Origin of the sequence: Noviherbaspirillum sp. ST9 (assembly GCF_048799745.1) — a bacterium.
In the GTDB taxonomy this organism is placed as follows: domain Bacteria; phylum Pseudomonadota; class Gammaproteobacteria; order Burkholderiales; family Burkholderiaceae_D; genus Noviherbaspirillum.
Map to the genome: position 1 here is coordinate 567,884 of NZ_JBLWFR010000001.1, position 13,688 is coordinate 581,571.

9 protein-coding genes are annotated in these 13,688 nt (G+C 61.4%); 1 reads left to right on the forward strand and 8 read right to left on the reverse strand.

Annotated elements, in window-relative coordinates; all coding sequences use genetic code 11:
* Positions 1 to 16: 16 nt before the first annotated feature.
* The 6 genes from ACNOHI_RS02755 to ACNOHI_RS02780 all read right to left on the reverse strand — a co-directional run bounded on the left by ACNOHI_RS02755 (position 17) and on the right by ACNOHI_RS02780 (position 7,296).
* The gene (locus ACNOHI_RS02755) at positions 17 to 640 is read right to left on the reverse strand and encodes a NeuD/PglB/VioB family sugar acetyltransferase (RefSeq protein WP_420473094.1); all 624 of its coding nucleotides are present in this window, start codon (positions 638 to 640) and stop codon (positions 17 to 19) included.
* On the reverse strand, positions 588 to 2,279 hold the full coding sequence (locus tag ACNOHI_RS02760; protein ID WP_420473095.1) for a glycosyltransferase: 1,692 nt from the start codon (positions 2,277 to 2,279) through the stop codon (positions 588 to 590). The genes ACNOHI_RS02755 and ACNOHI_RS02760 overlap by 53 nt, the downstream gene beginning before the upstream one ends.
* Positions 2,270 to 4,561 (reverse strand): glycosyltransferase, encoded by a 2,292-nt coding sequence (locus ACNOHI_RS02765; RefSeq protein WP_420473096.1) that lies wholly within the window; start codon positions 4,559 to 4,561, stop codon positions 2,270 to 2,272. The genes ACNOHI_RS02760 and ACNOHI_RS02765 overlap by 10 nt, the downstream gene beginning before the upstream one ends.
* Positions 4,558 to 5,313, reverse strand: a complete 756-nt coding sequence (locus ACNOHI_RS02770; protein ID WP_420473097.1) for an ABC transporter ATP-binding protein — start codon at positions 5,311 to 5,313, stop codon at positions 4,558 to 4,560. Before ACNOHI_RS02770 ends, ACNOHI_RS02765 begins: the two co-directional genes overlap by 4 nt.
* Positions 5,310 to 6,092 (reverse strand): ABC transporter permease, encoded by a 783-nt coding sequence (locus ACNOHI_RS02775; protein WP_420473098.1) that lies wholly within the window; start codon positions 6,090 to 6,092, stop codon positions 5,310 to 5,312. Before ACNOHI_RS02775 ends, ACNOHI_RS02770 begins: the two co-directional genes overlap by 4 nt.
* Before the next feature lie 94 nt (positions 6,093 to 6,186).
* Positions 6,187 to 7,296, reverse strand: a complete 1,110-nt coding sequence (locus tag ACNOHI_RS02780) for a DegT/DnrJ/EryC1/StrS family aminotransferase (protein WP_420473099.1) — start codon at positions 7,294 to 7,296, stop codon at positions 6,187 to 6,189.
* 326 nt (positions 7,297 to 7,622) lie between these two features.
* On the opposite strand from ACNOHI_RS02780, the gene ACNOHI_RS02785 reads away from it, so the two are divergent.
* The gene (locus ACNOHI_RS02785; RefSeq protein WP_420473100.1) at positions 7,623 to 9,053 is read left to right on the forward strand and encodes a DEAD/DEAH box helicase; all 1,431 of its coding nucleotides are present in this window, start codon (positions 7,623 to 7,625) and stop codon (positions 9,051 to 9,053) included.
* A 12-nt stretch (positions 9,054 to 9,065) separates the two neighbouring features.
* Here the strand turns inward: ACNOHI_RS02785 and gluQRS are convergent, their stop codons facing one another.
* Entirely contained in the window at positions 9,066 to 9,938 is an 873-nt protein-coding gene (gluQRS, locus tag ACNOHI_RS02790) for a tRNA glutamyl-Q(34) synthetase GluQRS (protein ID WP_420473101.1), read from the reverse strand.
* An 11-nt stretch (positions 9,939 to 9,949) separates the two neighbouring features.
* Positions 9,950 to 13,684: a glycosyltransferase gene (locus ACNOHI_RS02795; RefSeq protein ID WP_420473102.1), complete on the reverse strand. Its 3,735-nt coding sequence runs from the start codon at positions 13,682 to 13,684 to the stop codon at positions 9,950 to 9,952.
* Between the last annotated feature and the right edge of the window lie 4 nt (positions 13,685 to 13,688).

Consider the following 13,688-nt stretch of genomic DNA (forward strand, 5'->3'; position numbering starts at 1 on the left):
ACACTTGCCCCTTTTTTTATTTCTCAAGACGCTTTGCGGGTACGCCGACGTAGGTGCCTGGAGATGCGATCGAAGCGACGACCACGCCGCCGGCGCCAATAGTGATGTGCGCGCCGACCTCGACGCTGTCGATCACGGTGCCGCCTGCGCCGAGGAACACGAAGTCGCCAAGGCGGCTGCGTCCTGCGAGGGTGGCGTTGACCGACACGTGGACGAAATCGCCGACGATGCATTCATGCTCGACCGCCGCTCCCGTGTTGATGATGGATCCCTTGCCGACGCGCGCCATAGGGCCGACATGTGCGTGCCGTGCGACAAACGAGCCTTCTCCAATCGACGCCCCGGCGCCGATACTCGCGCCCGGAGCGATCAATGTCGCCAGCACCCATCCTCGTTCGGTTACCTCTGCCAACTGATTCTGCCGTCGCTCGTTGTCACCCGCCGCGGGAAGGCATGCCCAATGCTCCGGCAATTTGCCCGTGAATTCGCGAACAACCCGGTGTCCGAGGAAGTTTTCACCCTCTCTCGCGTTGGCGTCGACAAACAGGAGTTCCTCCACACCGGCAGCGAGCGCTACATCAGCAACGCTACGCGCATGTCCGCCGAACCCCAGGATCAGCAAGCCCTTGTACGTGTTCATGGTCTGTTGGTGCTCCTCCTGAAATGTGCTCGAGGACCGCAACGTATTCGTCGACGACGTTGCGCCAGGTACGTTGGGCGAGCTTGTTGTAGAAAGGCATTTGTCGGGCGACCAGCAGTTCCCTTCTTGCGAGCGCCCATTCGATTTTCCCCGCCATGTCTTTCCAGTCGTAGGGATCGAACAAGGTAAGGTCCTGCAAGCCCGGATCGGTGATGACTTCTTCGGTCACCGGTATCCGTGACATGACGACCGGGGTGCCAACCGACAGCGCTTCGGTAAACGTGAACGGGCAACCGCCCTCGCTCAGGCTTGGATTGACCGCAAGATCGGCGAGGCGGTAGCAGGCGGCGAGCTCCTGTTCGGTCAAACCATGAAGGCAGAGCACGTCGTTCTGCAGGTTGTTCTTGAAAATGTACTGCTTGATGTGCGACTGTTCGAGCGGCCGGCCCGTCAGGACGAGTTTGTGCCCGATAAAGCGGCGCTTGACCAAGTAATTGTATGCCTTCAGCAAGGAGAGGACGTTCTTGTTCGGCCGGAACTGGCTGGCGTAGAAAATAAAACGTATCTCGGTGCTGATGACGACGCTGCTGTAGGCGTCGTTGACGCTCTTGCGCAGCGCATTCCTGAGCAGGCTGCGGCAGTACGTGTCCGTGGCATCCTCATTGTCCTCGAACCCGCTGACTGAAATGATGTCGTCAAGCCGATTGGCCCCGTGGGGGACGACGAAGACAGTGTCAGGGTCGGCGCCGTAACGTTCGACCAGCGTGTGCCACTTCGTTTCCTCGCTGTACGTCACAAAGTATTCGCCGCCAATGATTGCCTTCTCCACGTGGCGGAAATTGTCGAGCAGCTGGCTGCCGGCAACCAGGGCGAATCCAGTCGGGAAGTCGGTGAGCACGACATCGGGCACGCACATCAGGCGCGGCGCGCGGATGCGGTTGAAATGCGGCCAAAACGCGGTCGGGCTGTACCAGGCGGCGATATCGTCGCGCGCTTCGATCATCGATCGCATCAGCGCCGCCTCGGACTCCTCCATGAGGCGGTACATGCGTGCGATGAGCGACTCGCGGTCTGTGTCTACCGGCTCTACCGCTGTCAACGGGGAGGGAGCCGGGGGCTCCGGCGGCGGTGCGGCGAGCCGGGTTTGTATCCTTTTTCCGATTCGCTGGAAGAACGGCGCCACTGTGCCGGGTATCCTGCACAGCCGGAAAACAAGAAATACCGTTCCAAGCAGGGATCCGAGAAGCAGCGCAAGTGGCACGCTGCGCGTGCTCACGAGCCGGCCTTCGAGCCGCGTCAGCATTTCGCCAAGCTGGCGTCGCATCCTTGCGAGGCGTCCCTCGCGGCGGCCGGCCTTTCTTGGGCGGTATTTGAACGCGAGGTAACCCTGATAGACCTGCAGCAGAAGAGGCTTGGACTTGGGGGAAATGATTTCCAGTCCTTCCGTCCGCACGTTGCATGCCTCGCAAAGCTGCAGTATGTTCGCGCGCAGCCAACTCGGACAGGCGACGACGAAGCGGACGTCGTCTCGGCCCTGCGCACCTTTGAGGAATTCGGCGAGATGGCGGCCGAGGCCTTCTGCGCGGAGGTCGACTGAAGGCGGGTAGCCCAGATAGATACCGAATTTCTTCACAGGCATGTGCTCACCGCCTTCCAGTAGGCGCCGGCAAGATGCTCGACAGGCGGCAGCGAGATCTGCTTTCCGGAAGTATCCGCGTTGCGCAGCGGGTCTGTACGCAGCTCCATTTCCTTGAGGCGAGCGGCCATGTCTTCCGGATCATGTGCGTCCATCCACGCAAGGTTGAGATCAAACTGCGCATCCATTTCGCGCATCGCCGGATAATCGCTTGAGAGGGACGGCACGCCCAGCTGCGCGGCTTCGACGACCGAGAAGGTGCCGTTGTCGATCCATCCGGCATGCCAGAGAAACCGTGCATTGGCGAGACGTTCCTGGTAGGCATGGTCGGAAAGCTCACCCAGAAGCCGCAGCTGGCGTTTCAGGTAAGGATTATTCGCAAAGCGCCGAAGCGGTTTGAGGTGCGAAAGATCGCTCTTGAACATCTTGTCGGTGCCGACGCCGCTGACACAGCAGACAAGCTGCCCCCCCAGCTGGCTGTAATACAAATCCAGGGCCTTTAACGCATTCGCATGGTTCTTGTGGGGCGCGAGATTGGTCGTCCACAGGAAAAAGCTCGGCTCTCTTGCTTCGGGGCCGGTTGTTTCGACCCGTTTCACGCGGCGCGCCAGCATGGGTAGGCGCACGACGCGTTCTTTGCCAAGGCCGGCGTACTGCAGCGCATCCTGCCGTGTGAACTCGGTAGTAACAAAGATGCGTTCCGCTTGGTGCGCGGCCGCAATGAAACTCTTGTTCAGGTCCTGGCGTAACAGGGGCTGGTATCGCTGGAGGTAGTCGAAGACCATCAGGACATGCGGCCGCAAGGGCAGGATCGGATGCTCCAGGCGGTCGGACACGATCACCCACAGGTCGCAATCCATGAATTGCTTCATGCCGTCCTCCGGCACCTGGTACGTAGCCGCGGGCAGAAACTGTTCCCGTCCGGCGTATGCGAGCGCTCGGAGGGCTGCATTGCGGCTCACGACCTCCCACTTGTACGGGCGTCGTACGACGGTGGGCGACAAGTCCGCAAATTCTTCATTCGTATAGCAGTTCGGGTCGTCGAGATGGCCGAATACGACGTCGACAGGCCGGCACTCCTGGCGCGCGCCAATGTCGATCGCGTTCGCCAGGAGCTTGGCTCCGCTGAGGCTGCCGCCGCGATAATTCACCGGCACGATGACGGCAATGCGCGGCTTCCTCGTGCGTGTCCTTGACGCGGTGGCCCTTGCCGAGCGCAGGTTCTTCATCACACTACCGAACGCATTGCGCCACGCTTCCTCACAGGCATCGGGCCGCATGCGGTCAAGCAGGCGAACCTGGCTTTGGCGTAGCTCCTCGATCAGCTTGCGGTCGCCACCGAGGATGCGTTCAATTTTGCGCCGCGCGTCGTCGATTCGTTCGCAGCGCCCGGGCAACGCTTTCCCGCCGAGCCGGTCGAGCATCCCGCCCGCCATGAAGACGAGGGGCACGCCGGCACGAACGGCCTCGAACGGGGAGTTGTGAACATGATACGGGTCGCTGCCATGGTAGAACATGACCCGCATCTCGCGCATGCTGCGTTCGTAAGCCTCGCGATCGATGAATCCAAGTACGCGCGGGTCGTCCACCCGGATCGGCTGCTCCCCGGCAATGGCAAGGGGCAATCCCTTGAAGTCTTCCTTGAACTTCAAGTAGGCGGCCTTGTAATAGGGATTGATTCCGATGCGAGGACAAACGAAGAAGAGGCGTTCGTCGTTGCCACGCCAGTCGTCGCTCGCGGTGCCATCGTGCAGTGCGAGCGGAAGGTGCAGGCGTCGGCTTGCAAGCAGATCATCCTCGTTTTCATGCAGATGCTCATAAGCTTGCGCGAAGAAGAAGCGATTGCCCAGTGCGCGCACGCTTGGCTCACCGCTTCGATTCATGCGCGCTTGGAGAACGTGCGAGTGGCTCGTTCCGTCCGGCATTCCATAGGCGCGCCAGAGAGCAATGCCGCGGAAACGCCGCGACACGGGATGGATAAATTCCGGGTGATGCAACGTAAAGAACATGACATCGAAGTACTGGTTCGCCACTTCCCACGCCTCATCGCCCGGGTCGCCGTACCAGTCCGCCGCGTTGAGAATGTCGAGCGCCTCGGCCGGAATGCGCAGGTCTGCATCGCAGGACCAGTCCACGGATGCGCCAGGAAAGTTCGGGTCATTCGGATAACGCTTGGGAAGGAATATTTCCGAGATGCCGATGCGCTTGAGCATGGCGACGTCGAAGCGCCGGGCTGCATCGTGGTTGAGCAGCCATAACACCCGTGGAACGGCGTGCCCGATCATGCGGCGACTCCGTTGACGCGCCGGTAGGTGTCCACCGCTTCGCGGATCGAACCATCGAAGACGAGATGGCCGTGATGCAGCACCACCCCCCGGTTGCACAAGGACTGCAGTGCCGAAAGGTCATGGGATGCAAGTACAAGGATTTCCGATTGCTCGACCAGGTCGAGGATGCGCCGCTTTGCCTTCGCCATGAAATTGGCGTCGCCTGCGCCGATCACTTCATCCAGCAGCAGCACGTCCCCGCCGACGGCGGTGGAAATCGCGAATGCCAGCCGTACCTGCATACCCGCCGAGTACGTCTTGATCGGATAATCGATGAACTCCCCCAGATCGGCATAGTCGACGACTTCCTCCTCGATGCTGCGCATGAAGGCGGGGGACAGGCCGAGAAGCAGGCCGCGATACAGGATGTTTTCCCTGCCGGTTGCGTCGGGTTCAAATCCCAGGCTCAGGTCGAACAGAGAACGCACGGTACCTTCGACGACACGGGTTCCGGCGGAGATCGGGTACAGGCCGGCGACCATTCTGAGGAAAGTACTCTTGCCAGCGCCGTTGTGACCGAGCAGGCCGACGCGCTCACCCTGGCGGATTTCCAGGCTGATGCCCTTGAGCGCATGCACATCCTGGACCTTTGGTTTCTGGCCGTTCGCCTTGACGAGGTTTCCGAGCAGGGTCTTGATCGACCTCTCTTTGTAGGCGACGGACGAGTAGACGAGATCGACGTCCTTCAGCAGGATGCGGTGTTTCTTCATAGGTAAAAGATGACTTTTTTCTCGGCCTTGCGCCCGACCAGCCATGCGAGGAGGAACAAAATGACGATCGTCGCGCCGCAGAAGCCGAAGTTGGCGGCCGTCGGCCATTTTCCCTCCAGCAGCGGGGCGCGCACGATCTGCAGCAAGTGGTAGACGGGGTTGTAGTCGACAAGCGCCCCGAGGTTGCCGGAGCGGAAAAGCTTGGCCTCGAAGTAAACCGGGGAGATGAACCACAATCCCTGGAAGACCAGCCCAAGTGCATGCGGTATGTCCCGGAAGCGGGCCGCAAGATAGGCCAGCAGCGTCGCAAGCGGCCATGCGACCAGGACCACGATCGGATAGATGAGCAATGCCGCAAGCCAATGCCAGCCGAAAGTATGCGGCATGACAGCCAGCACCCAGGCGTACAGACTGGTGCTGGCCATGATCAGCACGACGGCATTGGCCAGCGTGGTGCGCGCCGTATAGATAGCCAGAGGATGCTGACATTGCTTGATATAGGCATCCGCCTGCACGAAGGCCAGCGATCCGCCGATTACGGTCGTGGTAATGAATTCCCATATCACGATCCCGGACAGGATGTAAGGCGCGTATTCCTTGAGTTCGGTGTTGAACAGCCTGCTGAAAACGAGCGAGACCAGCACCGTCATGCCAAGCGGCTGCATGATTGACCATAGCGCGCCGAAGAAGGAACGCCGCCAGCGCGATCGGAGATCCGACAGGGAGAGATGCACCCAGAAATAGCGTGCGTTCCAGATCCCGGAGATGTAACTGCTCATTGTTTCCGAACTTTCTGTTCCTTGAATGGTTGGATCGAGCGCGATGGCAAGGAAAATTCTCTTTGTCGTTATGCTTGCATGCGCGTTTGCCTGTTCACGCCGCGCGTGCCGGGAGATCCTTGTCCTGGTAGAACTGCCGGATGAGTCCGCAGATATCGTTGATCTCGGAACGCGACAACCCGGGGTAGCTGGGAAGATTCATCGCACGCGCGCTGATGGACTCCGCCACCGGGAACGTCATGTCTGCAGCGTACGGAGGCAGTGTGTGCGCCGGGTGGAATACCGGACGTGTTTCGACGCCGCATTCCTTGAGGAAGCTGCGCAGTGGTTCGCGCTCGTCGGCGGAATCGAGTGCGATCGAGCACATCCAGTAGGAGTGCACCGTGCCGTCGATCTCGTCATGCGTGATCAGCGGCAATCCTTTCAGTCCATGTCGGTACCATTCCGCCACCTGCCGCTTTTTCCGGATAATGTCGTCGGCCTGCTCCAGCTGCGCCAGGCCGATCGCTGCGCAGATGTTGGTCATGCGGTAGTTGTACGCAACCACGTCATGCCAGTACTCCCGCACAGGGGACACGCCCTGGGTTTTCAGGTGGTAAGCCTTATCGTGCAATGCCTTGGTCTTCGTCACCACCATCCCGCCTTCCCCGGTGGTGATCGTCTTGTTGCCGAAGAAGCTGAAGGTCGCAATATCGCCGAACGTGCCGACATGGCGTCCCTTGTAATACGTGCCGAACGCCTCGGCGCAATCCTCCACCAGCGTCAGTTCGTATTCGCGGCAGATGTCGACGAGCGCGTCCATGTCGCACGGCAGTCCGTACAGATGCACCGCCATGACGGCCTTGGTGCGTCGCGTAATCTTGCGACGCACGTCTTCCGGATCGAGTTGCCAAGTGGACGGGAGCGAGTCGACGAATACCGGCGTCGCGCCCGCCTGCACGATGGTGTTGACCGATGCAACGTAGGTCAGGGTGGGAACGATTACCTCGTCGCCCGACTCTAGTCCTATCGACGCAAGCGCAAGGTGCAGCGCAACCGTGCCGTTGCACACGCTGGTCGCATGGCGCGCCTGGATGTAGTCGGCGAAACTGTTCTCAAAGCGCGAGATGAACTCTCCCTTGGACGAAATCCAGCTGGAGTCCAGGCATTGGTTTACGTATTCTTTTTCTTTTCCTGTCAGGTACGGTTGGTATACAGGGATCATGGGCGGGAGCAGAAGGTTGCGCGGCAAGTGCGTGCGATAAGGCACTGTGCCATCTGCACCATGGACGAGCGATGCGAAATGTCAAAAAGGCCATTGACCAAGTGTCAATATCCGACGCTATTCATGCGGCAGGGCAAGCAATTGCCGTAAAAGGCGGGAAAAATGCCGCTTTGAACGCTGATTTGCGGGCAATAATGCTGAGAAATCAACGATGTACAGCTTGGAGGCGTATAATGGAAAGTTATCTTGAAATCGGCCTTCCGGCCGATTCCGGAAGAATTCACGCTTAACTCCATGACCCTGTCCGGGTCGACCCGAATATCACTATGTCAGATACCCTGCTAGCATCGACGCAAGCTTCCGCTCCCGCAGTCCGGTTTGAGGATTTCGGCCTTCATGCAGACATCTTGCGCGCGCTCGCCGACCAAGGTTACATCCACCCCACGCCGATCCAGGCCGAAGCCATTCCTGTCGTATTGCAGGGACGCGACGTCATGGGCGCGGCGCAGACAGGCACCGGCAAGACGGCCGGCTTCTCGCTGCCGATCATCCAGCGCCTGCTTGAGTTCGCCAACACCAGCGCCTCGCCCGCGCGCCATCCGGTGCGTGCGCTGATCCTGACGCCGACGCGCGAACTTGCCGACCAGGTCGCCGACAACGTCAAGGCCTACTCGCGCCATACGCCGCTGCGTTCGACGGTTGTCTTCGGCGGTGTCGACATGGCGCCGCAGACGTCCGCGTTGCGCTCAGGCGTCGAGATCCTGATCGCCACGCCGGGCCGCCTGCTCGACCACGTGCAGCAGAAGACGCTGAACCTGTCGCAGACCCAGATTTTCGTGATGGACGAAGCGGATCGCATGCTCGACATGGGCTTCCTGCCCGACCTCCAACGCATCATCAACCTGCTCCCGAAGGAGCGCCAGAACCTGATGTTCTCCGCGACCTTCTCCCCCGAAATCAAGAAGCTGGCCAACAGCTTCCTGAAGAATCCGGTGACGATCGAGGTGGCACGTAGCAATGCCACCGCCGACAACGTCACGCAGGTGCTGTACAAGGTCGAGGAAGAAGCCAAGCGCGACGCCGTGACGCACATCATCCGCGAGCGCGGCCTCAAGCAGGTGATCGTGTTTTCCAACACCAAGATCGGCGCCTCGCGCCTGTCGCGCCATCTTGAAAAGGAAGGCGTCAAGGCATCCGCCATCCACGGCGACAAGACGCAGGCCGAACGCATGGCCGCGCTGGAAGCCTTCAAGCGCGGCACGATCGAAGTGCTGGTCGCCACCGACGTCGCCGCACGCGGCCTCGACATTGCCGAACTGCCTTGCGTGATCAACTATGACCTGCCGTACAACGCCGAGGACTATGTGCACCGGATCGGCCGTACCGGCCGCGCAGGCGCATCTGGCGACGCAATCTCGCTCTTCACCGACAAGGAAGCGCGCCAGCTTGCGGATATCGAAAAGTTGATCAAGCACACGATCTCGCGCTTGCAGCTGGCTGGGTTCGTTCCTTCCCGCACGACTGACCGGCGCCCGCGTTTCGAAGAAAGTGAACAGCGCGGCGTGCCGGCGGGACGGCCGGCGCAATATGGACGCAGCGCCTACGCGCCGCGCAAGGAAAAAGTCGATCCGTGGTTCCTGAAGCCGTACGAGCCCGCTGCGCCGACGCCGAAAGCGGAAGAAGAAAGCGTGAATGGCGGAACCAAGCCGCAGAAGACCAAGGTCGCGGCATTGCTGGGCGGCGTGCCCAAGCGTTGATTGCCGTGACGGCTATGGATGGGCCAGGCGCCAGAGCGCCGTGGCCTGCGTCCAGAAGTCGTCAATCGAGTTTGGCCGGCTGACCGGCAGTTGCAGGAATTGCGCCGCAGCCATCAGTTCATCGACGGGGCGGCTCAGGTCAAGCGCAAGTGCCCCGGTTTGTTTCGACAGCTTTTCCCCGGCGGCATTCGTCACCACAGGCACGTGCATGTACTGCGGCGTGGGCAGCCCAAGCAAGTGCTGCAAATAGATCTGGCGTGCCGTCGAATCAAGCAGGTCGGCGCCGCGCACCACATGCGTGACGCCCTGGTCCGCATCATCCACCACGACGGCAAGCTGGTAGGCCCAGAACCCGTCCGCGCGTTTCAGTACAAAATCCCCCACCTCGCGATCCAGGCGCTGTGTCACGCGCCCGACCCATCGGTCTTCAAAACCGATGCATGCGCTTTCGCCGTCCGGCACACGCAAGCGGTAAGCGCGTGGAGTCTTGCCCGGCGCAAGGCCGTTGCGGCAGGTGCCGGGATAGACCGCGGCACCATCGCTGGCAATCCCGACCCGTGAATCGGCGATTTCCTTGCGCGAGCAGCCGCAGGGATAGGCGTGTGTGCCCAGCTTGTCGAACGCATCCTGGTACAGCGCCTTGCGCTGGCTCTGCAGCACGACTTCGCCATCCCATTGCATGCCAAGGACTGCAAGGTCATTCAGGATGGCATCGGCTGCACCGGAGACGGTGCGCGCTTCGTCGATGTCCTCGATGCGCACCAGCCAAGTGCCGTTATGCGCCTTCGCATCCAGGTAACTCGCCATCGCCGCCACCAGCGAGCCCTTGTGCAGGGGGCCGGTCGGTGACGGGGCGAAACGTCCGATGTAGGCCGGGATGATCATGCGACTGCCGGCTAACCGTTCGCAGGAGGAAGGTCCAGGTACCAGCGGCCGTGCAGCACGTTGTCCATCAACTGCCCGGCGCTCTGTGCCCAGGTGAGCCACAGCATGTTCTTGCTTTGCACCGCCGTGCCCCCGGCATGCACCTGCAGCCAGCTGCGCAATGCCGCGGCAAGCTCGGCTGCATCCTGCGCCGAGAAATAGGAGGCATGTTCCCCGGCTACCTCGCGGAAGACCGGGATGTCGCGTGCAATGACCGGGAGTCCGTGCTGGGCCGCTTCGATCAGGGGCAGGCCGAATCCTTCCGCCTCCGATGCAGCCAGCAGTGCCGCTGAATGCGTATAGAGATCGAGCAGGGTCGCGTCGCTTGCACCTTCAAACCAGAATAAATGCTTGCCGCTTTCGGGGTGGTTGCGCAGGCGTTCCACCAGATCATCCACCATCCAGCCCTGCTTGCCCACGATCACCAGGTTGGCGTCGACGCCTTGCTTCCATAGTGCCTCGAACGCGGCCAGTGCCTGCGCGTGGCCTTTGCGCGGTTCAAGCGTGCCGACCATGAGCAGGCTAGGCCGTTCCTTGATCGGCGCAATGCGCGCGTCTTCTTTGTCCTCGCGCTCATCTTTGCGGAGCTCGGAAGCGATGTCCGCGCCGAGATGGAAATAACCGATCTTGAGCGTAGACAGGCGTGAAGGCGCTTCGATGCGTATCCATGCAGCCAGTTCATCGGCAACCGCCCGTGAAATGCACACGAGGCCATCCGCCAGGCGCGTAACCGCCTGCAGCCACCGGCTGAAACCGTCCTTTGCGCCAGGCACAAAGACGTCCGGACGCAGCACCGGCAGAAGGTCATAGACGACAAAGTGGATGTCCACGCCGCGGTCGCGCAGCTTCGCGAGGGTCGCCTCGTTGTCGGGAATTTTTGCGGGATTGAGATCGAGCCCGAGGAATATGTCGCCGCATTGCGGCTCGATCGGATCGTCGGGAATTGGCGCCGGCGCCAGTTCCAGCATGCGCAGCGTGAACTCCCGCGCGTACTGGTAAACGCCGTCCTTCTCGTACACCGGCTCGACACGGTAGCCCGCCGGCGCGTCTTTCAGCAGGGATGTCAGGATATTGCGGACCACGCGCTGGATGCCTGACCTCGCATCACGCTGGACCAGTTCCGAAATGTCGACGAACATCTGGCGCACATTGGTTGCAGGACGATTGGCCGCAACGCATTCGGCGATATCCCTGAAATCCTCTTCCTGAGAATCCTCGCGCGCGAGCGCGGTCATCAGCGACCGGTACGCCACACGGGCAGGATCCGCCGCGAAGTCCTCGATCGCTTCAAAATACATCTGTCCCACGTGCACCGGGTGGTGCTCGCTCCGCACGAAGTCGATGGCGCGCTGCGACAGCTCGGTGCGGCGCGCGGTGTCTTTCCAGAGGCTGGCCAGGGCCTGCGTCAATGCGTCGTTATCGAATTCGTCGTCGAGCTTGACCAGCACGTCGTCGGGCAGTTCCGCCCCCGAGCCGTTGGCGTTGATGATGGTCGGGATACCGTAGGCGAGGCAGTCGAGGATCGAAGCCGATGTTTCGCCGCGCGACATCGAGCGCAGCTGCACGGCGATATCGGCCGCTGCGAGATAGTTGCGGTAATCCTCCTGCGAGACAAACCCGGTGATGCGTACGCGATCACCGTGCTTTGCTTTCGCCCTTGCGAGGGTTGCTTGCAACTCCCTGCCATACGGGCTGGAATCACATTGGCCTACGAAGACCAGGTGGCATCGCTTGCCTTCGGCGAGCGGGGAGACCAGCCATGCGTGCAGGAGCCGGTCGTTCAGCTTGGTCGGACCGAGGATGCCAAAGGCGCAAACAACGAACTCTTCTTCCCAGATACCGAGTCGCTTGCGCGCCGCGCTGCGATCGATCTGCACGGGGAATGCGCGCAGCAGGGGAATGGTTCGCCACTGGTCCGCGGTATCGGCCTTGTACCACTGCCGCGCGAGGACCTTCGAATACTGCGAATGGACGATGACGCCGTCGGCAAGGTCGATGACGGTCTTGTTGCACGGATACGTCCAGATTGCGCCGCCCCTGCCGGTCTTGTCTTCCAGCAGGGCAGGGTAACCGTGCGACTGATACAACGCGACAGGAAAAGCATACGGACGGAAGCGGTTGCCGTCCATGTGGGCCAGGATGCCGCTGAGGAAGAAGTCGTGCAGGACAACGACGCCGGGATGGCGCTCCAGCAGCTCGAACATATGCTGGTGGAAGCTGGAATTCCCGAAGTGGTAGACGATACGGTCATAGCGCGTGGCATGTGCATCGAACCAGGCGACCGAACGGCGCGGAAAGTTTGCTGCGACCATCGGGTCGGTGATCGTTTCCTGGTCGGTGATGACCTCGATGTCGTAGTAGCGGGCAAGCTCCGGAAGAAGCTCCGCACTGTAGTCGGCAATGCCGGATTTGTCGGGCGGGAGAGGCGACAGGTAGGCGAGACGCGGACGCGCCGAAACGGGCACGCGCGTCACACGGCGGGCCTGTGCCTGGTCGTGCGCCGATTCCAGTGCGTCAAGCGCTGTGCGTGCACTCGCCTCCCACGAAAACTTCATTGCCTGCGCTGCGCCGTGCTCCTTGAGCGACGCCAGGAAGGCGTCGTCGGCAAGCGCCTGCTGCATCTTGCGCGCAATCGCAGTTGCATCGGTCGCGTCAAACAGCGCATCCTCGCGTCCGATCACTTCCGGAATGCTGCTGCTATCGGAGCCGATCACGGCGGCACCGCACGACATCGCCTCCAGCGCCGGCAATCCGAATCCTTCATGCAGCGAAGGAAAGACGAAGAGTTCGCACGTGCTGTACATCGCGATAAGATCCGCATCAGGAACGAAGCCGGTGAAGACGACTTCGTCGCCATTCAAGCCGGCCTTCGAGGCGAGATCCAGCAGCCTGCGCTTGTCGGCATCGTCCGCCTTGCAGACGATCGCCAACTGGCGGGCCCGGCGCAGTTCCGTCGGCAGCCGCGCAAACGCCGCGATCAGGCCTTCAATATTCTTGCGGTTGTCGATGCCTCCGGTATACATCAGGAAGGGGCGATTCAATCCATAGCGGTGCATCAGCGCCTGCCGCGCGTCGGCGGACAGGGTCAGCGGTCGGAAGCTCGCATCCACCGCGCCGGAAATATTGACGACGCGTTCGGCGGGCAGGTACAGCGCGTCAATGGCTTCCTGCCGGCTGTGTGCCGAAATGGCCAGGAGCAGGTCCGCATTCTTGAGGCTTTGCAGCTTGCGGTAGTACCAGTCGCGCACCCGCGCATCCTGCAGGTAGGCTTCCTTGCGCATCAGCGGGATCAGGTCATACAGGGTGGCGGCGCTCGTCGCCATGCCCTGAAGCGTGTCGATGGATGTCACGGCATCGTCGACCAGCCCTTCGAACAGGCTCGACGTGTGCACCATGTCCGGCCGAAAGCCGGCGAGGAATGCGTCGCGCACGCGTTCGGCGGCACGGGTGCGCCACGCGTTCCCCGGATCGATGCCAGCGATGGGCGCAGGGACGTCGAACACGGCGATATGCTCGCGCGGAAGCAAGCCATCGAAGGCCGCGCGCAAGGGGGCGATGCTTTCCGGGAAGCGGCCGTTCAGCACGACGCGTACATCGTGGCCGGCGGCCTGCCGCACCATTTCCAATGCGAGGGAGAGCGAGTAGCGGCCGATGCCGCGATGACGGTTGCTGGCCTGGCAGGCCTGGAGATCGAAGACGATACGCATGGGG